Origin of the sequence: Rhizobium sp. CB3060 (assembly GCF_025200735.1) — a bacterium.
Taxonomy (GTDB): domain Bacteria; phylum Pseudomonadota; class Alphaproteobacteria; order Rhizobiales; family Rhizobiaceae; genus Rhizobium.
In genome coordinates this window covers 1,113,968-1,133,647 of sequence record NZ_CP104159.1, presented here as the reverse complement: position 1 = coordinate 1,133,647, position 19,680 = coordinate 1,113,968, and the positions used below count along the sequence as shown (strand labels likewise).

Annotated in this window: 22 protein-coding genes; 16 read left to right on the top strand and 6 right to left on the bottom strand. The window is 56.8% G+C overall.

Features of this window, described 5'->3' with window-relative positions; translation table 11 throughout:
- Positions 1–4: 4 nt before the first annotated feature.
- The 6 genes from N2601_RS24610 to N2601_RS24585 form a co-directional block, all read right to left on the bottom strand.
- Entirely contained in the window at positions 5–682 is a 678-nt protein-coding gene (locus N2601_RS24610) for a DUF1236 domain-containing protein (protein ID WP_260303999.1), read from the bottom strand.
- A 340-nt stretch (positions 683–1,022) separates the two neighbouring features.
- Complete coding sequence (locus tag N2601_RS24605; RefSeq protein WP_260303998.1) at positions 1,023–1,421, bottom strand: DUF1236 domain-containing protein; 399 nt, start codon at positions 1,419–1,421, stop codon at positions 1,023–1,025.
- Between the two features lie 298 nt (positions 1,422–1,719).
- The gene (locus tag N2601_RS24600; protein ID WP_260305241.1) at positions 1,720–1,914 is read right to left on the bottom strand and encodes a hypothetical protein; all 195 of its coding nucleotides are present in this window, start codon (positions 1,912–1,914) and stop codon (positions 1,720–1,722) included.
- Between the two features lie 69 nt (positions 1,915–1,983).
- Entirely contained in the window at positions 1,984–2,220 is a 237-nt protein-coding gene (gene rpsU / locus N2601_RS24595) for a 30S ribosomal protein S21 (protein ID WP_104826922.1), read from the bottom strand.
- A gap of 41 nt (positions 2,221–2,261) precedes the next feature.
- The gene (locus tag N2601_RS24590; RefSeq protein ID WP_260303997.1) at positions 2,262–2,414 is read right to left on the bottom strand and encodes a hypothetical protein; all 153 of its coding nucleotides are present in this window, start codon (positions 2,412–2,414) and stop codon (positions 2,262–2,264) included.
- 647 nt (positions 2,415–3,061) lie between these two features.
- A complete protein-coding gene (locus N2601_RS24585; RefSeq protein WP_104826920.1) occupies positions 3,062–3,247 on the bottom strand; it encodes a hypothetical protein in 186 nt (61 codons plus the stop codon).
- A 243-nt stretch (positions 3,248–3,490) separates the two neighbouring features.
- On the opposite strand from N2601_RS24585, the gene N2601_RS24580 reads away from it, so the two are divergent.
- The 16 genes from N2601_RS24580 to doeA all read left to right on the top strand — a co-directional run bounded on the left by N2601_RS24580 (position 3,491) and on the right by doeA (position 19,674).
- Entirely contained in the window at positions 3,491–4,111 is a 621-nt protein-coding gene (locus N2601_RS24580; RefSeq protein WP_260305221.1) for a CGNR zinc finger domain-containing protein, read from the top strand.
- A 342-nt stretch (positions 4,112–4,453) separates the two neighbouring features.
- Positions 4,454–5,314: an alpha/beta fold hydrolase gene (locus N2601_RS24575; protein ID WP_260305220.1), complete on the top strand. Its 861-nt coding sequence runs from the start codon at positions 4,454–4,456 to the stop codon at positions 5,312–5,314.
- 195 nt (positions 5,315–5,509) lie between these two features.
- Positions 5,510–5,716 carry a KTSC domain-containing protein gene (locus tag N2601_RS24570; RefSeq protein ID WP_260305219.1) on the top strand — a complete coding sequence of 69 codons (207 nt, stop codon included), beginning with the start codon at positions 5,510–5,512 and terminating at the stop codon, positions 5,714–5,716.
- A gap of 488 nt (positions 5,717–6,204) precedes the next feature.
- On the top strand, positions 6,205–7,875 hold the full coding sequence (locus tag N2601_RS24565; protein WP_260305240.1) for a putative bifunctional diguanylate cyclase/phosphodiesterase: 1,671 nt from the start codon (positions 6,205–6,207) through the stop codon (positions 7,873–7,875).
- Between the two features lie 200 nt (positions 7,876–8,075).
- Entirely contained in the window at positions 8,076–8,597 is a 522-nt protein-coding gene (locus N2601_RS24560; protein ID WP_260305218.1) for a ubiquinone biosynthesis methyltransferase UbiE, read from the top strand.
- Positions 8,594–9,772: a class I SAM-dependent methyltransferase gene (locus tag N2601_RS24555; RefSeq protein ID WP_260305217.1), complete on the top strand. Its 1,179-nt coding sequence runs from the start codon at positions 8,594–8,596 to the stop codon at positions 9,770–9,772. The genes N2601_RS24560 and N2601_RS24555 overlap by 4 nt, the downstream gene beginning before the upstream one ends.
- Entirely contained in the window at positions 9,769–12,129 is a 2,361-nt protein-coding gene (locus tag N2601_RS24550) for a SpoIIE family protein phosphatase (RefSeq protein ID WP_260305216.1), read from the top strand. The genes N2601_RS24555 and N2601_RS24550 overlap by 4 nt, the downstream gene beginning before the upstream one ends.
- 4 nt (positions 12,130–12,133) lie before the next feature.
- Positions 12,134–12,703, top strand: a complete 570-nt coding sequence (locus N2601_RS24545; protein WP_260305215.1) for a slr1658 superfamily regulator — start codon at positions 12,134–12,136, stop codon at positions 12,701–12,703.
- 9 nt (positions 12,704–12,712) lie between these two features.
- Positions 12,713–13,051: a slr1659 superfamily regulator gene (locus N2601_RS24540; RefSeq protein ID WP_104826911.1), complete on the top strand. Its 339-nt coding sequence runs from the start codon at positions 12,713–12,715 to the stop codon at positions 13,049–13,051.
- 321 nt (positions 13,052–13,372) lie between these two features.
- On the top strand, positions 13,373–14,077 hold the full coding sequence (locus N2601_RS24535; RefSeq protein WP_260305214.1) for an EAL domain-containing protein: 705 nt from the start codon (positions 13,373–13,375) through the stop codon (positions 14,075–14,077).
- Between the two features lie 289 nt (positions 14,078–14,366).
- Positions 14,367–15,104: a septum site-determining protein MinC gene (gene minC, locus N2601_RS24530; protein WP_260305213.1), complete on the top strand. Its 738-nt coding sequence runs from the start codon at positions 14,367–14,369 to the stop codon at positions 15,102–15,104.
- A 32-nt stretch (positions 15,105–15,136) separates the two neighbouring features.
- On the top strand, positions 15,137–15,952 hold the full coding sequence (gene minD, locus N2601_RS24525; RefSeq protein WP_104826908.1) for a septum site-determining protein MinD: 816 nt from the start codon (positions 15,137–15,139) through the stop codon (positions 15,950–15,952).
- On the top strand, positions 15,949–16,209 hold the full coding sequence (minE, locus tag N2601_RS24520; RefSeq protein ID WP_260305212.1) for a cell division topological specificity factor MinE: 261 nt from the start codon (positions 15,949–15,951) through the stop codon (positions 16,207–16,209). The genes minD and minE overlap by 4 nt, the downstream gene beginning before the upstream one ends.
- A gap of 299 nt (positions 16,210–16,508) precedes the next feature.
- On the top strand, positions 16,509–17,483 hold the full coding sequence (gene eutB / locus N2601_RS24515) for a hydroxyectoine utilization dehydratase EutB (RefSeq protein ID WP_445945038.1): 975 nt from the start codon (positions 16,509–16,511) through the stop codon (positions 17,481–17,483).
- Entirely contained in the window at positions 17,483–18,499 is a 1,017-nt protein-coding gene (gene eutC, locus N2601_RS24510) for an ectoine utilization protein EutC (protein WP_260305210.1), read from the top strand. The genes eutB and eutC overlap by 1 nt, the downstream gene beginning before the upstream one ends.
- On the top strand, positions 18,496–19,674 hold the full coding sequence (gene doeA / locus N2601_RS24505; protein ID WP_260305209.1) for an ectoine hydrolase DoeA: 1,179 nt from the start codon (positions 18,496–18,498) through the stop codon (positions 19,672–19,674). Before eutC ends, doeA begins: the two co-directional genes overlap by 4 nt.
- The last annotated feature ends 6 nt before the right edge of the window (positions 19,675–19,680 follow it).

The window sequence follows — 19,680 nt, the reverse complement described above, 5'->3', positions numbered from 1 at the left end:
TTTGTTAAGCCTCGAGGATATAGACGATCGTAAACGTGTTGGGGTCGACGATTACGATACGACCATCGGCAAGAACGAAGAACCGATAGGACTTATATTGCGGTATGATCTTGACGATTCGCGGCGGAAGTGGCTCGAGCCTAATCGAGTGTGGAATGCTGACGCCTACCGACACGGTCTTGATTTCCGTCTCGCGTACCGGCTGGACATGAACTTCCTTGATCACCTGCCGCACCTGCGTTTGCTGCTCAACGGTGATATTTGTATTGGTGGTTGAGCTCTTGGCGGTGTTCTCCTGGGTCGTGTTCGTCTGGCTGCCAGTCTTCGCCGTACCGCTGGTGTCAGTGGAGGACTTGGACTGATCCGCGTCCGTCTGCGTTTTGGTTGATGTTGTCGATTGCTGGGTATCGGTGCCCGATCCGGATTTCTGGGTCGTTTCGGCCTTCGGGGTTTTGACTGTTGACTGAGTGTCGGACGATCCGGATTCCCCAGAGCTCTGCTTGGTCATGGATTTTGTGTCGGGCGTTTTTTGCTTCTGCGTCTCACCCGATCCGCTCTTGGTGCCGGTTTTCGGTAGGATAGTCGTATCCTGTGAATCTTGAGCGGTCGCAACGGATTGAGCCACCGGGGAGAGGCTAAGGGCGGCGGACGCCAAGAGAATGTAGAACAGATTGCGAGTCATCTTGAACTCCTTCTGGTGCGCTGATGCCAATCAACGGCAAAAGCACTGTTGCTTCATGATGAGCCGGCCATGATGGTGGACATCGCCTCGGACGCGATACGTCGATCCCGAGTGATAGCCCTCGTTGTAATAGCCGGAGCTATCGTTGGTCGTGATCGCAACCGACCGGGCGTGGGTCGGAACTGCTTGTCAAAGCGCCCAATCCGAGCGCATATGCGATAAGGAGTGTCTTCATTCGTTCTCCATTCAGGGCACACGCCGGCCGCGGCGCCAAAGGCGCCGTGGTTCTGCGTCTTACTGTGAGGGATGATGGAGAGCCGTCAGGCTCTCCTCTGGTCGATCAGTGGAGCACTTGGATCACTTTCCGTGAGGATGGCTCGACGATCACACGCTCGTGGTTGACCACCGCATAGGCGTATTTCGGATTTTCCGGAATCGTTCTGATTCTGATGGTTCTCGGCAGCGGTTGGCCGATCACGACCTTCTCCCTAACGACAACTGTGTCCTCGGGCATCGGCTGCTCTTGCACATAGGTAACAACCCTCTGTGGCGGCGGATCGATAGCGGTGCCGACGATAGCGCCTGCAACACCACCGACTGCGGCACCTACTGGACCACCTACGATGGCACCCGTGACTGCCCCGCCTGCCGCGCCGTTGACGGTCGACTGCTGTGCGAAGGCGTACCCGCTCGCCAATGCAAGGGAAAGGGCTGCTATACTAAATACTTTGGTTTTCATCAGATTCTCCTTTGTCTTTCCTACTTGTCCGCGGGTAACGGAGCTTTCGGTAAAACCATTGAGAACCTCGTCTGTTCCTGTTTTGAGGCTTCAGTCGGGGCGTGGTCAGACCTTGGTCCCTGGGGGTACGGACTAAGGTCTCAAAACGCTCAACATCTGCTATCGTGACTTGTATGCGGCAGGCGAGCTTTCCTGGAAGCAGTCGGTCACCTGATCCTGGAGATCAGCAAAGCGCTCTGTCGTCGCAGCTCTTCCGCCGCGAATAGGGATCTGACGTTCGCCGCCGCATTGCCGGCGGTCAGTGGACGCTCGGGATCTTTGTGGCCGCGGCGAAATCCTCGGCCGCCAATTCGCTGATTGCGATCAACACCTCCTCACGCGAGAAGCCGGAGCAGATCGTTCGTTCGATCAGGTCCTGCAAGTCGGGCTCAATGACATCGCGGCAATCTTCAAGCCGTTCTTCGGAAACGGTCACGCTATACAATTCGTCCATCATTCAACCTTTCCTTCAACCGCGAGCCGCCGCATTGAAGGGCGGCCCGGGAGGTATTTCTCTATCGTGCTATCGTGCCGATGATCTTCGTTTGGATGCGGCAAGAAGACCTTCGCGCTGCATCTTCTTGCGAGCGGCCTTGCGATACCGGCTGACCGCCTGCGCCTTTTCACGGATACGGCGCTCAGAGGGCTTTTCGTAAGCCCGCCGTTCCTTCATCTCCCGGAACAGCCCTTCGCGTTGCATCTTTCTTTTCAACGCCCTGAGCGCCTGCTCGACGTTATTGTCTCGTACCAGAACCTGCATTCTGTTCTCCTTGTTGTTGCGGTTGATAAAATGGTTGCCGGTCAGCCGAGCTGCTCGGCGATCAATTCCTGCAGTTCTCGACGTGTGAGAAGGCAGGGATACGGTTTCCAGTTTTTGTCAGGCCGGTTAACGGCCCCATCGCGCTCGCGCGGCTTCACCGCCGCGGGCGCGGCAGCGATGTTCGGTTTGTTCAATAGAAGTCCTCTGCCGACCGTCCGGCCGGCGTAATCGATAAGAAATAGCAGGAAGGCCCATTACGCAAATGAGCGGCGTTGGCTGCAAACGAATGCTCTTGCCATGGTTCCGGCGAAGCATCTGGCGCGATACAATTCGCACGGCTTCGCAGCCCTCACGGCTCTAAATGGGTAGTAGGATAAGCCTTTGCAAGGTAGAGACGGTGCCTCAGCCTGCCTCGATCTCCGGTCTGTCCCGAGCGCCGCGTCCCGGCTGTGCCTACGGCCTCATTGCCTCCAACTCTTTTTGGAGCCGGTTCCGTTCGGCAACATGCATCTGTTGCAATTCCTCGAAGGTGGATAGCAGCCGACGCGCTTGCGAGGTGTCGTGTTGGCCTTGCGTAAGTTCGAAAATGATTTGCTTTTGCCGAGTGATATGTCTGCGGCCTTGAGCCACATGCTGCTTTGCCAATTTTAAATGCTGTTCTACGAGTTGCTTATCCATGCACAATTGTACGCCTCGGATGATGTGAATGCATCTGCTTCCTCATCTTGGCTGACGGACGTAAAGGCGAGCAGTCACGTCAACCGTCGAATGCAGCATTGAGACCGCGGGCACGTCGCGGCGGCGGTCTCAAACGCAAAGCCGGACGCCGCCGGCAGAAACCTTAGCGCCACCGAGGTTGCTTCGGCGGTGCGTTGGCATGTAGCTCGTGCAGCGGAGCATGCCGGCCCAGCAGCTTGACCAGTTTCTTGGTTTCGGCTGCGTCAACGCCGTGTTTCTTGCAATGTTGTTCCACGTCCAGCTCGCGCGGGCCGGGTCTTTTGACCTGTCGGTTTTGCATACTCTTCATGGGACACTCCTCCTGGCCAAGAAACGCTGCCAGTATGCTCATTGTTCATTAGTTATTTCTAAATCGGATGACGTTCGATCCGTGCAGTTCCGCGCGACCTGCTTCGTGTCCTCGGATCGAACGATGAAATAATAACCATTTTACTGGATTTTAAGGGGTTATTACGCTATCTGAAAGTAGCGACGCCGGTAAAGGCTGAGCGAAGCGATCATAGCATGAAACAAGCTTCAAGTGAGGTAGGTCATGGCCGAACGCAATCCACCAGCAATCTTCGTCGGGGACGCCGCTGGTCTTGATTTTCTAAATTCTTTAGCAACCCCGGTCGACAGGCCTTTCGAATGGCTCAACGACGGAGAGGGGTTCATCCGGTGGCTTCGCGAGGCGGGTCTCGTTCCGGAGCGCAGATTGCAGTCCATTGCCAGGAACGCCATGCCCGGAGAACTCGACTCGCTGGCGGCGCAGGCGCGTTCGTTGCGCGAATGGTTCCGCGAATTCGTCAGGGAACACAAAGGAAGGCCTCTCGATGCGAGCGCGCTCGAGCAGCTCGAACCATTAAACCGCCTGCTGTCGCGGGACGAACAATTTCGCCAAATCGTCACCGCGGAAGAGGAGAAGGGGACGAGCGGATTGCGCTGGAGCACGGAACGCCAGTGGAAATCGCCAGACGCTCTTTTATCCCCGGTTGCGGAAGCGATGGGTGAACTTGTCTGCACCGAGGAATTCTCGGATGTCAAAGCGTGTGAAGGTCAGAACTGCACGCTTCTCTTCATCGATCGCACGCGCGGCAAGAAGCGCCGGTGGTGCAGCATGGCGGTTTGCGGCAACCGCGCGAAGCAGGCCGCCCACCGCGCCCGAGCCAATTGATGGAAAAATGGCGGCCAAGATGCATGGGGTGCCCATAGGGGTTCCCGATGGCTGCAGAAAATAGACGCCGGCCATAACGCTCATGGTCATCTCGCTTCGTTGAAATAACCAATACAGACCCATTAAATGGGTCGCCCGATTCTGCGATCCAAGACGAAAATTCGATTTCCAAATCAGTAACTTAGCTTTCCGAGATCGAAACAGATTTCAGGGCAGCAGTCTGCAACGCTGTGCCGTATGGGCGTGCGATTTTAACGTAACCCTTTTAAAGGCACTTGACTGGTTACTAACTTGGTGTAACCATATCGGTGTCATTAATCGGGTTACCAAAGGAATGGTTCCATGACGAAGGTGCACTATCGGAAGGTGGATGTGGATGGGCTCGGCGTCTATTACAGGGAGGCGGGCGGTCGAAAGAATCCCACACTTCTCCTCCTGCACGGGTTTCCAAGTTCCGGTCACATGTTTCGCGACCTGATCCCGGCTCTGGCGGCGGATTTTCATCTGGTGGCTCCCGATTTGCCGGGCTTCGGTCAGACCGATTTGCCACCGCGTTCCGCGTTCTCCTACTCGTTCGACAATGTCGCCAAGGTGATTGATCGCTTTACGGAGGTGATCGGGCTGAAGCGGTTCGCGATCTATGTGTTCGACTACGGCGCGCCGACCGGCTTCAGGCTGGCGATCTGGCACCCGGATCGGATTACGGGGATCATTTCCCAGAACGGCAATGCCTATGAAGAGGGATTGAGCGAAGGCTGGAACCCGATCAGGGCTTACTGGAACGATCCGTCTCCTGCCAATCGCGATGCGTTGAGATCGTTCCTCCAGCCGGAGGCGACGGTATGGCAATATACCCATGGCGTGACGGATACGACGCTGGTTTCGCCGGACGGTTATTCCCTCGACGATCACTACCTCGCTCGTGAAGGGGCGACCGACGCCCAACTCGACCTCTTCGGCGACTACAAGAGCAATGTCGCTCTTTATCCGGAATTCCAAGCGTATTTCAGGAAGCACCAGCCGAAGTTCCTGGCCGTCTGGGGCAAGAACGATCCGTTCTTCCTGCCGCCAGGCGCGGAAGCGTTCAAGCGAGATATTCCGAGCGCGGACATCAGATTCTTCGACACGGGCCACTTCGCCCCTGAGACGCATTGCGAGGAGATCGCAGCCGCAATCAAGAATGTCTTTTCAGGCATCGAGTGAGTTTCCGATGGGGGCTCGGGCAACCGGGCCCCGGTCTCGCGGTGCGATCGGCCGTGTGCCGGGCTGGTACAAATCGCTTTTTGCCCCGTGAGGTATTTAGGAGGGTTGCGCCAAAGCACTACGTTTTCTTAACTAGTTCACTTCATTCGATATTTTGATTTTCATGGCACAACCGCGTCGAAGGCGAGGTGACCTATGAAAGAACTCCCAGTTTCATCGCGGATTATTAAATCCGTTTTTTTTCATCCAGACGATGGCCGTCTTTATATTCGCTTCAAGAACGGCGAGGAGCGTCTCTTTACCGGCGTTCCAGAAGAGGCTGCCCAGGCCATGGTTGAGGCTTCCTCGCCCGGCCAGCACTACATCGAACATATCCGTACTCGCTTCGAACGCGTTGCTTGAAGGGGGGGCCAAGGAAGCCGCAGAGCGGTTTCTCATTCGGATTGCGAAAGACCAAAAAAGTGGAGCGGTTCGGCTATTTGAAAAGCCGAACCGCTTTCGGCGTTCGAGGATGTCAGATAGGCTATCATGCGGGTATCATTCCCGTGGAAAAATTGCGCGAAAAGCGCGTTATTTCGCAGGCATAACCCATGCCTGTCTTTGTGGCGGTCTGCAATTTTTGATTGAACATTTGACAGGACTAACTTCATTAGCATAATGTAAATGACTGCTGGACACAGTGTTCCCAACGAGGGGAGCGTCGTCGGAATCAATCAGGTGTGGGGCTTAAGTTCGGCAATTGTTAAATTATTTATGCGTAATATTTGAAACATAACCATTTGATACTTGTTCAATGGCAAGTGTCGGCTCGGTCCGTTAGATCCTAAGACGACAGGAGATTGAAAGCGATTACGAAGCCTGAAAGTTCCCAGGACAGGACGGAGACCGGAATGGCAGTCAGTAGCGTCATTAAGTTTGACATTCCTTTGCCGGCCAGCAGCGCACCCGACGTGCTTTTCTCGTTTTACGACTGCGATTTGAATCTCATTATGTCGTCCGAGAGGTTCCGGGCGTTCTACGGCGACGAAAAGACCTCTCAGGCCACGCTTTTCGGAATATACCCGGAGCTGGATGATCCCAGCATGGATATGTTCACTGAGCAGACGGGCAATACCGGATGGCTGCGAAATGTGCAGTTCCAAAGAGCAGGCGAGGCGCTCTGCGATCTTATCATATTCCGGCCCGCCAATGGTTTCGCAGTCGTTGAGACGAGGAACCCGATTCGTCAGGATCCGTCCCCTGACGAAGCAGACCGGGCGTTTCTGCTGCATGAAGCCAATCACGATGCTTTGACCGGCCTGCCGAACCGGCGGCAGTTCGGTGCGCGTCTGCACGAGGCTTTATCAGGCGGAAAGAACGGCATCGCGCTGATGCAGCTCGATCTCGATGAGTTCAAGCCGATCAACGACACTCTGGGTCACGCTGCCGGCGATATCGTCTTGCAGCAAACCGCCGAGCGCATACGCAACGTTCTGGGACCGGGAGAGACCGCATACCGGCTGGCGGGCGATGAGTTTGCCGTAATTCAGCTCCGCAAGGACCAGCCGTCAGAGGCGGAGCGACTGGCTGATGCGTTGGTGAACGCTTTTAAGAAGCCGTTCCTGGTAAATGGGATCGCGGTGTTTTCAGGCGCAAGTATCGGCGTAGCGCTTGCCCCGCGGGATGGCAATGAGGAGGACCAGCTCATGCGTGCCGCCGATATTGCTCTTTACGCTGCAAAAAGTGAGGGAAGAGGCCGCGCGCGCACTTTTGAGCCGGCCATGATGATGGTTCTGGAGCAGCGGGAATTGCTGAGGCGAAGCCTGCGCGTGGCGCTGCAGCATGGCGAATTTTTTATCGAATATCAGCCGTTGGTGGATTGTTCGGGGTCTGTCGCCGGTTTCGAAGCCTTGTTGCGGTGGCATCATCCGATGATGGGTATCATCCCACCTTCCGCATTTATCCCAATGGCAGAAGCCGATGGAATGATGCCGGAAATCGGCCAATGGGTCCTGGAAGAAGCCTGCCGGCAGGCTATGACGTGGCCGCCGCACTGCATGGTCGCGGTCAATCTCTCGCCCGCCGAATTCTTGACCGGAGGCTTCACCGACCGGGTATCGCAGACGCTCGACACGATCGGATTTTCGGCTGAACGTCTTGAGCTCGAAATCACCGAAGGTGTTTTGCTCGAGCGCACGATCAACAATCTCGATACGTTGAATACCCTCAATGTCCTCGGGATTCAGATCTCGCTCGATGACTTCGGCACCGAATATTCCTCCCTAAGCTATCTGAAGAACTTTCCCTTCGATTCCATAAAGATCGACAAGTACTTCATAAAGGATCTGACGAACGACGATAAAAGCCAGACGATCGTTCGCTTTATCATCGCGTTGGCGCATGGGCTGGGCATGAAGGTCACCGCCGAAGGTGTGGAAGACCAAGCTCAAGCCGAATGGCTCATTGCCGCCGGCTGTGATCGTTTGCAGGGATATTTCCTTGGTCGACCTCTGCCGGCATCGTCCGTCCTAGAGTTCCTCCAGCGTAACGATACGGCAAAGTGGCAAAGTCAGGAAAAATAGGTGGTGGGAAGTTGACGGGACGCGTCGGACCTGTTCCGTGGGTAGTCGCGAATATTGGAGTATCTTCTTTCATAAGATGCTCTAGAACAATTCCAGGAAAACTGCGCAGCGGTTTCCGTCCGGAATTGTGAAACCATGAAGACAGAGCGGTTCTGTGCATCCACGAGAAGCTGACCGTTCCAGGCGATAGGGGATCGGCATTGAGCGAGCAAAGCGCAGGCCGCACTGCATTACCATTTCATCCGATGCTGGAGCTGGAGATGGAAATGGAAGTTTTCATGTCGGATTGGCTCCACTGCAATCAGCTCTCAAACTACGTTGCGCGCATGGTGAGCCACGACCGAGGCGATCCGGTCCGGCACGCCAATTTGCTTTCATCCGCACTCAACGAGCTGTTTGAAATCTCGTTTCGCTCCGGCTGCGCTTCCGGGCGACTTCACTGCAATGTTTCCCGAGGGGATCGCTCGGAGCGGATTGCCCTGACCTTTCCCTGTGGCCCCGCACAACAGCACCGGTACTGTGACGCAAGTGCAAGGGCGACGGGAGGTGACGCTCTGCAAAGATATCTCGACGCACTCGCCGATGAAAACTCAGTCTCGGAAGAGGACGTCATTCTGCTCGGCTTAGCGATCAACTATGACGCATCGCTATCGCTGCAGCAGGTGGAAGATCGAGCTCTCACAGTGGTCGTGGACATTCCAGTGGAGGGACTACTGAATTGAGCTCACACGAACCGGTTCCGCTGTTTTCGGCTCAGTTCGATCTAAACAGCCAGGAGTTTTCACTTTCAGGCATTCTGCGGCCGTTATCACCCGTCGACATCGCCGATACGACCGCCTTGCTCGAAAAGAGCATCAATCAAGTCAGAGGCGTCCTCTATATAAATGTAAAACGCCTCATTCACATGAATGCGACGGCGTATCACGCCTTGGCACGGCTCTTGGTCAATGCCAGCCGGACGCGACGGGACATTCGCTTTGTCGTGGTGACGTCCAGTGTTGTTGGCTGGGCGACGAGGACATTCCGTCATCTGCATGCCATCGAACCGAGGATTGCCGTCGAGGCGTATGATTCCGCTTTTTATCCGGGTCAGACCTTTGTCGAAGACGAGAGCTTCATTCCCATCCTGCGGACGCAGACGAAAATGACCTGGCGCCATGAACGCGAGATTTTACCGCGCCACGGCATGCAGGCCGGCATTGCGATGGCGGACATTTGCTGTGGAATCGGTGATTTCGCCGTGTTGGCCCATAAGGAATTCAAACCAGCTAGGATCGTAGCGCTCGATCATTCAGTGGCCAGTCTCGAATACGCCCGCAAGGTCGCCGCCGATTTCGATATCCGCGATATCGAATATACCTATGGCGATGCATCACAGATGCTGCTTGAAGACAATCAGTTCGATCTGGTGACCTGTCGCCATTCACTGCAAATCTTCAATCGGCCCGATATATTGCTCAAGGAACTCTACCGCATCTGCAAGCCGGGCGGCCGCGTATACATAACCAATGAAAAAAACTCTCATTGTCTTGGCGAGCCGCGGGCGGCCAGCATACAATGGACCTACAATGAGGTGGCGACGCTGTTCGCCCATTTTGATATGGATGTCGAAATGGGCCCGAAAAGCCGCCGGCTGCTGTTGGATGCGGGTTTCGAGGCCATTGAGATGGAAAACTTCATGGTCAGCAACCTCGATGGCGATCCGCAAGATTTCGCCGATGTCATCACCGCCTGGGAAAATGTCTATGCCGGCGAAATGTCGGTTCGCCGGGGTGATACGCCGGAATTCATCAAGCGTTTCCGCCAAGGCTTCCAGGATCATATCTTCGCCGCCCTTCATCCGAAGGGTTATGCCGGCTGGCCGATCTGGGCCGCCTCTGGGCGGAAGCCGCTATGAGCAGAAAAACTGGCCGATTTTTCTTTCCCGGCATCCGGTCGTTTCGCGCGAAATTTGTCCTCGTGGTTGGCGGAGCCGTCCTTTTTGACCTTCTCGTCAGCGGCGGGTTGGCACTGTGGAATGTGCAACGTTTGTCCCGCGACGCGACGTCCGAAGTGGGCCAGGGTCTTGAACGTGCGAGCCAGGATTATATTCGATCCTATGCGGACTCGACGGCTGCTCGCGTGGGGCTGCTTCTCAATCAGGTGCATTCCGATGTCAAAACGCTCGCGGGCGTTCTCCAGTCGCAGATAGATCATCCCAACCGAAACAATGCGGTTGGCGAGGCGCTGGCGCAATCCGAACCTGGCGCCATCAAGCTCACTTACGATCCAAAAGGCCGATGGGCGCAGAATCTTCCCGGTACGCCGTCCGTAATCAGCGTCTGGGGCTACCTGCTCGACCAAAATCATCAGCCGCTGCCTGCGGTGCAAAAGGATATCGAGACCAGTACGGTTGTCGATCTCGTCGCGCCGAACCTGCTGAAGAGCGGCTACTCCAAGCTGCAGATGTATTACATCGGACCCAAAGAGCGGCCGATCTTCAGGACGGTGCCTTATACCGACCAGGCGCAGACCTTTGACAAGCTATATCCGGGCCACAACGATGCCAATTTCTGGGATTTCTTCTTTCCGGGCATCTATGAATCCTGGCAACAATGGGCCCGTGAGCCGGGCTCGCGTCCTGTCGCGGACGATATCACGCAAACCGCACCCTATACTGACGCCATCACGGGTAAGCTGATCGTCAGCTTCTTCAATCCTCTCTGGTCTTCCGACCGCAAGGAGGTTGCCGGCATCGCCGGCGCCGATATCACGCTGGATCAACTGGCCGGTATCGTCGAAAGCGTGAAGGTTGCCGACACCGGCTTCGGCTTCCTGACGATGTCGAACGGCAATGTCGTCGCCATCAACCACGCAGGCGAAAAGACCATTGGCTTGCGCTCCTCGAGCGAGACCGGCGACAAGGGCGTGACCGGCCTTGATCGTTCCTTCCGCAACAGCACGCAAAAGGCGCTGACAACGCTTCCCTTGGACCGTGACGGCGTCATTCAGCATATTATGTTGGACGAGCAGGGAGAGAAGATTCCGTATCTGGTTGTCGTCAAGCAGATAGCGCCGACCAACCTTTGGGTTTCCGGTCCCATTCAAAAGGAAGCGATGTCGCTTGGAATTGTGGTGCCGGAGCGAGAGATTTATGCCTCGCTTTTTGCTGCGCAGGAAGAAATATCGCGAGCGACAAACCGCATCCTTATTTACCAGATCCTGGCGATCTCCATATCGCTGATGATCGTCATCGGGGCGGTATTTGCGGTTTCCAAGCGTATTACCAGCGGTATCAGCGCGCTCGCAGGGGCAGCACGGCGCATTCAGGCGAAAGACTATTCGGTCAGGGTCGATATCCCGTCGCAAGACGAAGTGGGTCAGGCTGGCGTTGCATTCAACCGCATGGCGGAAGAGATAAGCTTCCACACGGAAAATCTGGAATCGCTGGTGGAGGAAAGAACCAAGGAAATTGCCGAGGCGAAAGAGGAAATTTCGGCGCTGAACACGCAATTGAAGAGCGAGAACGTGCGGCTTGGTGCCGAGCTGGCCGTCGCCCAGCGGATACAGCTCATGGTCCTGCCGCGCCAAAACGAACTTGCGGCCATCGAAGAGTTGGAGATCGCTGCCTTTATGCGCCCCGCTGACGAGGTCGGTGGCGACTATTATGACATCCTGCAGGACGGAAAAAGACTGAAGATCGGAATAGGGGACGTCACCGGCCATGGCCTTGAAAGCGGCGTGCTCATGCTGATGGTTCAGTCCGTCGCGCGCGCCTTGCAGGAGGCCGGGGAGACCGATCCGACGAAGTTCCTGACCGATCTCAACCGCACGATTTACAAGAACATCGAACGAACGAAGACCGACAAACATTTAACCCTCGCCTTTCTCGATTATGACGGGGAGCGACTGACGCTTTCCGGCCAACACGAGGATCTGATTGTCGTGAGACAAGGTGGAGAGGTCGAGCGGATAGAAACAGGCGACCTCGGGCTTCCCGTGGGGCTCGATTCGGATATTTCCGAATTTGTCGACACCAGAGAAGTCGCCTTCGGCCGTGGCGACATCATCGTTCTGCACACCGACGGGGTCACGGAAGCTGAGAACAGAAGCGGCGAATTGTATGGAATTGAACGGCTTTGTGAATCGGCGCGCCATCTTTATGGCGGCACTGCCCAGGACGTAATGAACGGTATTCTAGAAAACCTCATGACTTATATCGGGTCGCAGAAGATTCACGACGATATAACTCTGGTTGTAATGAGACATAGGTGATAGCATGGCGACCGTCGTGTTTGGGCTCGCAGATCTTGTAGCAAACAGCAGTGCAGACAGCGCTACTTTCCTCCGATTGCTTGACGGACCGCTCGCTTTAAGCTGGTCCCATTGTTCCATGACATCCGATTTTATCGCTGAAATAACGGCTTTGCGTTACAAGAGGTTACGTCAGGTCTATCATCAGGTTCGCCATGACATCGGTTACGTCGCCAACGAACTTATTGAAAATGCCGTGAAGTTTCGTGTATCCGGTGAAATTGGCATTGCGGCTTCGATAGAAGGAGAGCGGTTTCGCATGAGGGTTTCGAATTTTATCGACAACGAAAATGCTGCGCGTTTTCAGCATCTGCTTGCCCAGATAACCAATGATGACCCCGCGGACCTCCTTATTCGGCAAATCGAGAAGAACGCGGCGTCGACTTTCGGCAGCGAGTCGGGCCTTGGCCTGCTGACGCTGATGAGTGACTATGAGACTGACTTGGCGTGGACTTTTGATGCGAATCGGCCCAACGGTCCGACTCATCTGGAGACATATGCCTCCTTACCGATCCCTTCCGTCCAGAATGGCTGAGTTTTGACCATGGAAATCAGAGGAGAGGCATTTCGCGTTTGGACTGAAGGACATGTCGTGTTCTTTGACGGTTCCATGCGTCTGGCCGGATCGGATGCCTATGCTCCGATCTTCCAGTTGGCGACCGATTTGCTCGAGAAAAACCCGGAGCGGTTGACGCTCGACCTGACAGGCCTTCAGTTTCTGAATTCGTCGGGCATAAACTTGCTTGCGAAACTGACGATAGAGGCCCGCAAACGTGCCGACGTGCAGATGACGGTGCGCGGTTCCAAACAGATTTCGTGGCAGCTCAAATCATTGCCGAATTTGAAGAAGCTCTATCGCGAGCTCGATCTCCGACTCAGCTAGTTACGCAATGCTGGCGGCCTCTGATTCTGTCTTGGAAGGCCGAATCGTGTAAGCTTTAGGTGACCGATTGCCTGTGGACAAGGAACACGGGCCGCCTTTCGACGCAAAAGAAAGGTTGCATAAAAGCTCGCAGTGATTGAGGATTTGACACCATTAGTCGTCCCGATGTACTTATAAGTTACTAACATACGAAATTCAAATAACCCGACGACGCCGTTCGGTTGTAGGTTTCCGTGTAAGGACGTACGCGCCAACGATTTGGCGGCCTGCCACAGTCGAAAACAATGACTGGGAATAGCATCGCTGGAGGTATTCCTCACTATGTCCAAGGCTGTTTCCGATCGCGGACTGAGTTTCGCCGCACAGAAGGTCAGCCAAATCGATATTCCGGAAAAGGTGCTCTATTGGGAGTGCTTTGCCCGGATTGCGGATGCCCGTGGCGTTGTCCATCGTGCTGCATCCTTTGCGCCCTATTTGGAATCCTCCCTCGCGTCCTTCGATCTTGATGCGCGCATGCTGGACTTGATCCTGGCGAGCTTGGCTCGGGATCCAAATCTCGTACTCGGATGCAACATTTCCGCCGCCAATTTGGCTGTCACAGATCACTGGAAACAGATGCTCCGGCAAATCGAGCGCCATTCGGAACTCGCTCCGCGACTTGTGCTGGAGATCACGGAAACCTACCCACTGGTGGGTGAGGGCGTCGAGAGGCTGGCAGCCGTGCGCACGCTTGGCTGCCGGGTGGCCATCGATAATTTCGGAGCGGGTATGGCCACGCCTGCGCGACTGCTGACGGTCCCGGCCGATATAATCAAGATCGACGCTTCGCTGGTGCGGAACGTGCGGACCTCAGAAAAGGGACAGAGCAGCCTGCAATATCTGGTCGGATTTGCATCTTGCGTCGCCCCGATCATCGTTGCCGAAGGCATCGAAAAGAACGAGCACCTGGATGCCGCTCGCGCATCAGGCGCGACTCATGTGCAGGGTTTTTTGTTCGGAAAACCAGCCGCGCTACCAAATCATTGAACTGAGTCGGAAGACGATTTGCTCACGCTTTCGCACCAAGCGGCCAATTGGCCTCTTTCGGCGCTCCGGTATCGACGACCCCAATAATAGAAGCGATGAGTTCTCGTGGCCGCTTTACATTTTGGTGCCTTCATTAACGCAGGCCTGATCGGCGGTCATGGTTGTAAGTAGCTGAAATTTAACAATAAAATCTGCAGCAGGGCGATGCAATGCTGGGCGCCATCCTGATCGCGTTAACCATTTGTTAACCATAGCGGCGGTACACAGGGTCAACGAAATATTTACACAGATGACCAAAGTGCTAACAGACGCTCGCTCGATCCGCATCAAAGGCCGTTCCTTCCTGGCGGTCATGCTTTCCCCGGATCTTCCCATCGATGATTGGTTGATCAGGCTGGATGATCTCGCCGCGCGTTCGGCGGGCTTCTTTTTGGGGCGCCCTGTCGTGCTCGACCTCACGGATCTGTCGATCGACCGATCGGGGTTGAAGGATCTGATCGGGGAACTTGCCCGACGCAATGTCAGCATCATGGGTATCGAGGGCGCGCGCCCTTCTATCCTGGGGCCAGGCATGCCTCCTGCGCTCAAAGGAGGTCGGCCGGTTTCCGATATCGAGGTCCCTGTAAACGAGGTTCCGGTGCAGGAGCCAGTCGTCGAGGTGCGCAGCAGACCGATGGCTCCCGAGACCCGACCGGCCATGCAGTCCATCGTCATCAGGGAACCGGTGCGTTCGGGTCAATCGGTGATCTTCCCCGAAGGCGATGTCACGGTTATCGGATCGGTTTCTTCGGGTGCGGAAATCATCGCGGGCGGGTCGGTGCACATCTACGGCAGCTTGCGCGGCCGAGCCATGGCGGGTTCGATCGGAAACGCATCGGCGCGCATCTTCTGCCGGAAGCTTGAGGCGGAACTGGTCGCGATCGACGGTATTTACAAAATGGCAGAAGACATGGCCCCCAACCTTCGCGGACAGGCTGTACAGCTCTGGCTCGAAGGCGATGCGATCATGGCAGAGAAACTTATCTGAGCCGGCAGCCGGCCACGACAGAGGAGAGCAAGATGGGGAAAGTCATCGTAGTCACGTCAGGCAAGGGCGGGGTTGGCAAGACGACCTCGACCGCCGCGCTTGGAGCGGCTCTGGCGCAGAGAAATGATAAGGTCGTTGTCGTCGATTTTGACGTCGGGCTGCGGAATCTTGACCTCGTCATGGGGGCGGAGCGAAGGGTCGTCTACGATCTGATTAATGTCATACATGGCGACGCCAAGCTCCCCCAGGCGCTGATCCGCGACAAGAGGCTGGATACGCTGTTCCTGCTGCCGGCCTCGCAAACCCGGGACAAAGACAACCTGACTGCCGAGGGTGTCGAGCGCGTCATCAACGATTTGAAGCAACACTTCGATTGGATCATCTGCGACAGCCCCGCAGGGATCGAGCGCGGCGCCACTCTCGCCATGCGCCATGCGGATACGGCGGTGGTCGTCACCAATCCGGAAGTCTCGTCGGTGCGCGATTCGGACCGCATCATCGGCTTGCTGGATGCCAAGACGGCTAAGGCCGAGCGCGGCGAGCGGATCGAGAAGCACCTGCTCCTGACCCGCTACGACGCCAACCGCGCCGAGCGCGGCGACATGCTCAAGGTCGACGACGTTCTGGAGATCCTTTCCATTCCGCTCCTCGGTATCGTTCCGGAAAGCATGGATGTTCTGCGCGCCTCCAACATCGGCGCTCCTGTCACGCTGGCCGATAGCCGCAGCGCACCTGCCATGGCTTACTTCGATGCCGCTCGCCGGCTCACCGGCGAAGTTCTGCCGATCACGATTCCCGGCGAGAAGCGGAACATTTTCGGCAAGATATTCGGACGGAGGGCGGCATGAACATTTTTCGTCTTTTCGGCAAACAAAGAACCGCACCGGCGGCGCGAGAACGCTTGCAGGTGCTTCTTGCCCACGAACGCTCGTCGGCGGGCTCGGACCTGGTATCGCTGCTCAGGGAGGAAATCCTCGCCGTGATAGCAAAGCATGTGCAACTCGACGGCGATAAGGTGCAAGTCAAGATGGATTGCGACGAACACGTCTCGACGTTGGAAATCGACGTTGAAATCCCGCTGCATGCAGTTGTTCAGGCTGCGTGAAGGGCCGCTTCGATAGATCCAGCCGACAGCAGGTTTTGACCGGGCAGGTTAAACTCACCGGTCGTGCTTAGAGCGGAGAAGTTCGATTTGGAACGCGGATAAGGTGACGATGTCCGCGTTCCCAAATTGAGAGATTGGCCGCATGCGCCAATTCATAATTGTAATGAAACAATAATAAGATTGACATGATCTTTTGTCTCTTTCACGCTGATGTCAGAACATCGGTGGCGAAAGAGATATGAAATCGTGCTGACGTCAGTCACAACATTTCCTGTGCGACGGACCGCGCGATGACCGCGATGGTGACGTTGCCCTATATCGAAGAGGCGCGGCGACTCATTGCCGGACAGGTCGTCCGTACGCCGTTGATGCGCTCGCACGCGCTCTCCCGCCAATCCGGCGCACCCGTATTTCTCAAACTGGAAAATCAACAGACGACCGGCAGCTTCAAGCTTCGCGGAGCGACCAATGCGATCCTCTGTCTCAGCGAGGAAGCACGTTCGCGCGGGTTGGCAACGGCGTCCACGGGCAATCATGGCAGAGCAGTCGCGCACGCCGCCGCAGCATTGGGTGCGCGGGCGATCATTTGCCTGTCGGCGCTCGTTCCCGCCAATAAAGTCGAGGCGATCCGCAGCCTTGGAGCCGAGGTCCGCATCGTTGGCCAATCCCAGGATGATGCCATGCGCGAGGTCGAGCGCCTGGTGAGGGAAGAGGGCATGAGCTTCGTGCCGCCCTTCGATGATGCTAACGTGATAGCCGGCCAGGGAACCATCGGGCTCGAGATCGCGGATGCCCTGCAGGATGTGGCGCTTGTCCTCGTGCCCCTGTCAGGCGGTGGATTGGCGTCGGGCGTTGCGGCTGCCATCAAGGCCAAGCGGCCGCAGGCCAGGGTCATCGGCATATCGATGGAGCGGGGAGCGGCGATGGCGGCGAGCCTTGCCGTCGGTGCGCCGCTTGAAGTCCAGGAGGTCGAAACCCTGGCGGATTCGCTGGGTGGCGGCATCGGGCTCGACAATCGCCTGACGTTTGCCATGTGTCGCGACCTTCTCGACGATGTGATCCTCCTCAGCGAAGACGAGATAGCGGCCGGTATCCGCCATGCGACGACGGTCGAAAACCAGATCGTTGAAGGCGCGGGTGCGGTTGGTATCGCGGCGCTGCTTGCCGGCAAGATCAGATTGAATAGCCCAACAGCGATTGTCATCTCCGGCGGCAACATCGATCCGGCGGTCCATCGCCAGATCATCAATGACATCAAATCTGGGGTGGCGTGATGGCGCGCGTGCTTGTGCTGACCGAAAGTGATTTGCGTAAAATCGTGCAGCTTGACGCAGATACAGTCGACTGCGTTGAACAAGCCTTTGCGGCCTTGGCGACCAAGGCGGTGGAGATGCCGCCGATCATGCGGCTGGATATCCCCGCCCATCGTGGCGAAGTTGATGTCAAGACGGCCTATGTACCGGATGTCGACAGCTTCGCGATCAAGGTAAGCCCTGGCTTTTTCAATAATCCCTCGCTTGGCCTGCCCAGCACCAACGGGCTGATGATGCTGCTCTCGGCGCATACCGGATTGGTTGAAGCGCTTCTGCTCGACAACGGTTATCTGACGGATGTGCGCACGGCAGCCGCGGGCGCGGTTGCCGCAAAACATCTTGCCCGCCCGGATGCCCGGGTCGCGGCAATCCTTGGCGCCGGCATGCAGGCACGCTTGCAGCTTCGCGCATTGACTTTGGTACGGCCGATCGAAGCTGCCCGTATCTGGGCACGCGATGCGGAAAAGGCCAAACGGCTCGCAGATGAGCTCACAGCCGAACTCGGCTTTCCGGTTTCGGCCGAGGCTGACGCCAAGCAGGCCTGCAGCGGCGCCGACATCATCGTCACCACCACGCCGTCCAACAAACCAATCCTCGGCGCCTCCTGGCTGGAGCCTGGCCAGCATGTCACTGCCATGGGTTCGGATGCTGAGCACAAGAACGAGATCGATCCGGCGGCCATCCTACGAGCCGCTCCCTATGTCGCCGATAGCCTGAAGCAGACCCGCCGGCTCGGCGAACTGCATCATGCCATCGCAGCAGGTCTTGTGAGAGCAGACGCGGCTTTTCCTGAACTGGGCGCCATCATCTGCGGCCAAGCCGCCGGCCGTCGGTCACGCGAGGCAATCACGCTTTGCGACCTGACCGGCACCGGTGTGCAGGACACGGCCATAGCCACGCTTGCCCATCGTCGCGCCGTCGCTGCCGGTGCGGGACAAGCCATTGAAACGACAAAAGCATCAGGAGATCCAGCGTGAGCGAACCGACCCTCAATTTCACCCGCTCCGAATATGCCGATCGGCTTGCCAAGACGCGGCGAGCCATGGAGAAGGCCGGTATCGATCTCATCATCGTGACCGATCCGTCCAACATGCATTGGCTGACGGGCTATGACGGCTGGTCCTTCTATGTGCATCAATGCGTGCTGGTGCCCGGCTCCGGCGAGCCGATCTGGTATGGCCGCGGCCAGGATGCCAACGGCGCCAAGCGCACGGCCTATCTCAGCCACGACAACATCATCGGCTATCCCGATCATTATGTGCAGTCGACCGAACGCCATCCGATGGATCTCCTGTCACAGATCATCGAGGAACGCGGCTGGGCCAAAGCCTCGATCGCCGTCGAAATGGACAATTACTGGTTCACCGCTGCGGCCTATGCCTCCTTGGTCAAGCACCTGCCGAATGCCCGCCTCAAGGATGCTCAGGGGCTCGTCAACTGGCAGCGCGCCGTCAAAAGCCCGACCGAGCTCGACTATATGCGCAAGGCTGGCCGCATCGTCGCGGCCATGCACAAGCGGATCGTCGAGAAAGTTGAGCCCGGAATCCGCAAATCCGATCTCGTCGCCGAAATCTATGATGCCGGTATCCGTGGCGTCGATGGCTTTGGTGGGGACTATGCTGCAATCGTGCCGTTGTTGCCATCGGGCGCTGACGCGTCGGCTCCGCATCTGACCTGGGACGACAAGCCGATGAAGAGCGGCGAGGGGACGTTCTTCGAGATTGCAGGCTGCTATCGCCGCTATCACTGTCCGCTGTCGCGAACCGTCTTCCTTGGCAAGCCCACCCAGGCCTTTCTGGATGCCGAGAAGGCAACGCTCGAAGGCATGGAGGCCGGCCTTGCCGCGGCCAAGCCTGGCAACGCCTGCGAAGACATCGCCAACGCTTTCTTCGCGGTGCTGAAGAAATACGGGATCGTCAAGGACAACCGCACCGGTTATCCGATCGGCCTGTCCTATCCGCCGGATTGGGGCGAGCGCACCATGAGTCTGCGCCCTGGCGATCGCACGGAGCTGCAGCCCGGCATGACCTTCCATTTCATGACGGGGCTGTGGCTGGAAGACATGGGCATGGAGATCACGGAAAGCATCGTGATCACCGAGAGCGGTGTCGAATGCCTGTCCAACGTACCCCGCAAACTCGTCGTGAAGTGATCGGCC

Coding starts and splice junctions, on each gene's coding strand:
- N2601_RS24610 (WP_260303999.1), bottom strand. CDS start 682: ATGACTCGCAATCTGTTCTACATTCTCTTGGCGTCCGCCGCCCTTAGC.
- N2601_RS24605 (WP_260303998.1), bottom strand. CDS start 1,421: ATGAAAACCAAAGTATTTAGTATAGCAGCCCTTTCCCTTGCATTGGCG.
- N2601_RS24600 (WP_260305241.1), bottom strand. CDS start 1,914: ATGGACGAATTGTATAGCGTGACCGTTTCCGAAGAACGGCTTGAAGAT.
- rpsU (WP_104826922.1), bottom strand. CDS start 2,220: ATGCAGGTTCTGGTACGAGACAATAACGTCGAGCAGGCGCTCAGGGCG.
- N2601_RS24585 (WP_104826920.1), bottom strand. CDS start 3,247: ATGAAGAGTATGCAAAACCGACAGGTCAAAAGACCCGGCCCGCGCGAG.
- N2601_RS24580 (WP_260305221.1), top strand. CDS start 3,491: ATGGCCGAACGCAATCCACCAGCAATCTTCGTCGGGGACGCCGCTGGT.
- N2601_RS24575 (WP_260305220.1), top strand. CDS start 4,454: ATGACGAAGGTGCACTATCGGAAGGTGGATGTGGATGGGCTCGGCGTC.
- N2601_RS24570 (WP_260305219.1), top strand. CDS start 5,510: ATGAAAGAACTCCCAGTTTCATCGCGGATTATTAAATCCGTTTTTTTT.
- N2601_RS24565 (WP_260305240.1), top strand. CDS start 6,205: ATGGCAGTCAGTAGCGTCATTAAGTTTGACATTCCTTTGCCGGCCAGC.
- N2601_RS24550 (WP_260305216.1), top strand. CDS start 9,769: ATGAGCAGAAAAACTGGCCGATTTTTCTTTCCCGGCATCCGGTCGTTT.
- N2601_RS24545 (WP_260305215.1), top strand. CDS start 12,134: ATGGCGACCGTCGTGTTTGGGCTCGCAGATCTTGTAGCAAACAGCAGT.
- N2601_RS24540 (WP_104826911.1), top strand. CDS start 12,713: ATGGAAATCAGAGGAGAGGCATTTCGCGTTTGGACTGAAGGACATGTC.
- N2601_RS24535 (WP_260305214.1), top strand. CDS start 13,373: ATGTCCAAGGCTGTTTCCGATCGCGGACTGAGTTTCGCCGCACAGAAG.
- minC (WP_260305213.1), top strand. CDS start 14,367: ATGACCAAAGTGCTAACAGACGCTCGCTCGATCCGCATCAAAGGCCGT.
- minD (WP_104826908.1), top strand. CDS start 15,137: ATGGGGAAAGTCATCGTAGTCACGTCAGGCAAGGGCGGGGTTGGCAAG.
- minE (WP_260305212.1), top strand. CDS start 15,949: ATGAACATTTTTCGTCTTTTCGGCAAACAAAGAACCGCACCGGCGGCG.
- eutB (WP_445945038.1), top strand. CDS start 16,509: ATGGTGACGTTGCCCTATATCGAAGAGGCGCGGCGACTCATTGCCGGA.
- eutC (WP_260305210.1), top strand. CDS start 17,483: ATGGCGCGCGTGCTTGTGCTGACCGAAAGTGATTTGCGTAAAATCGTG.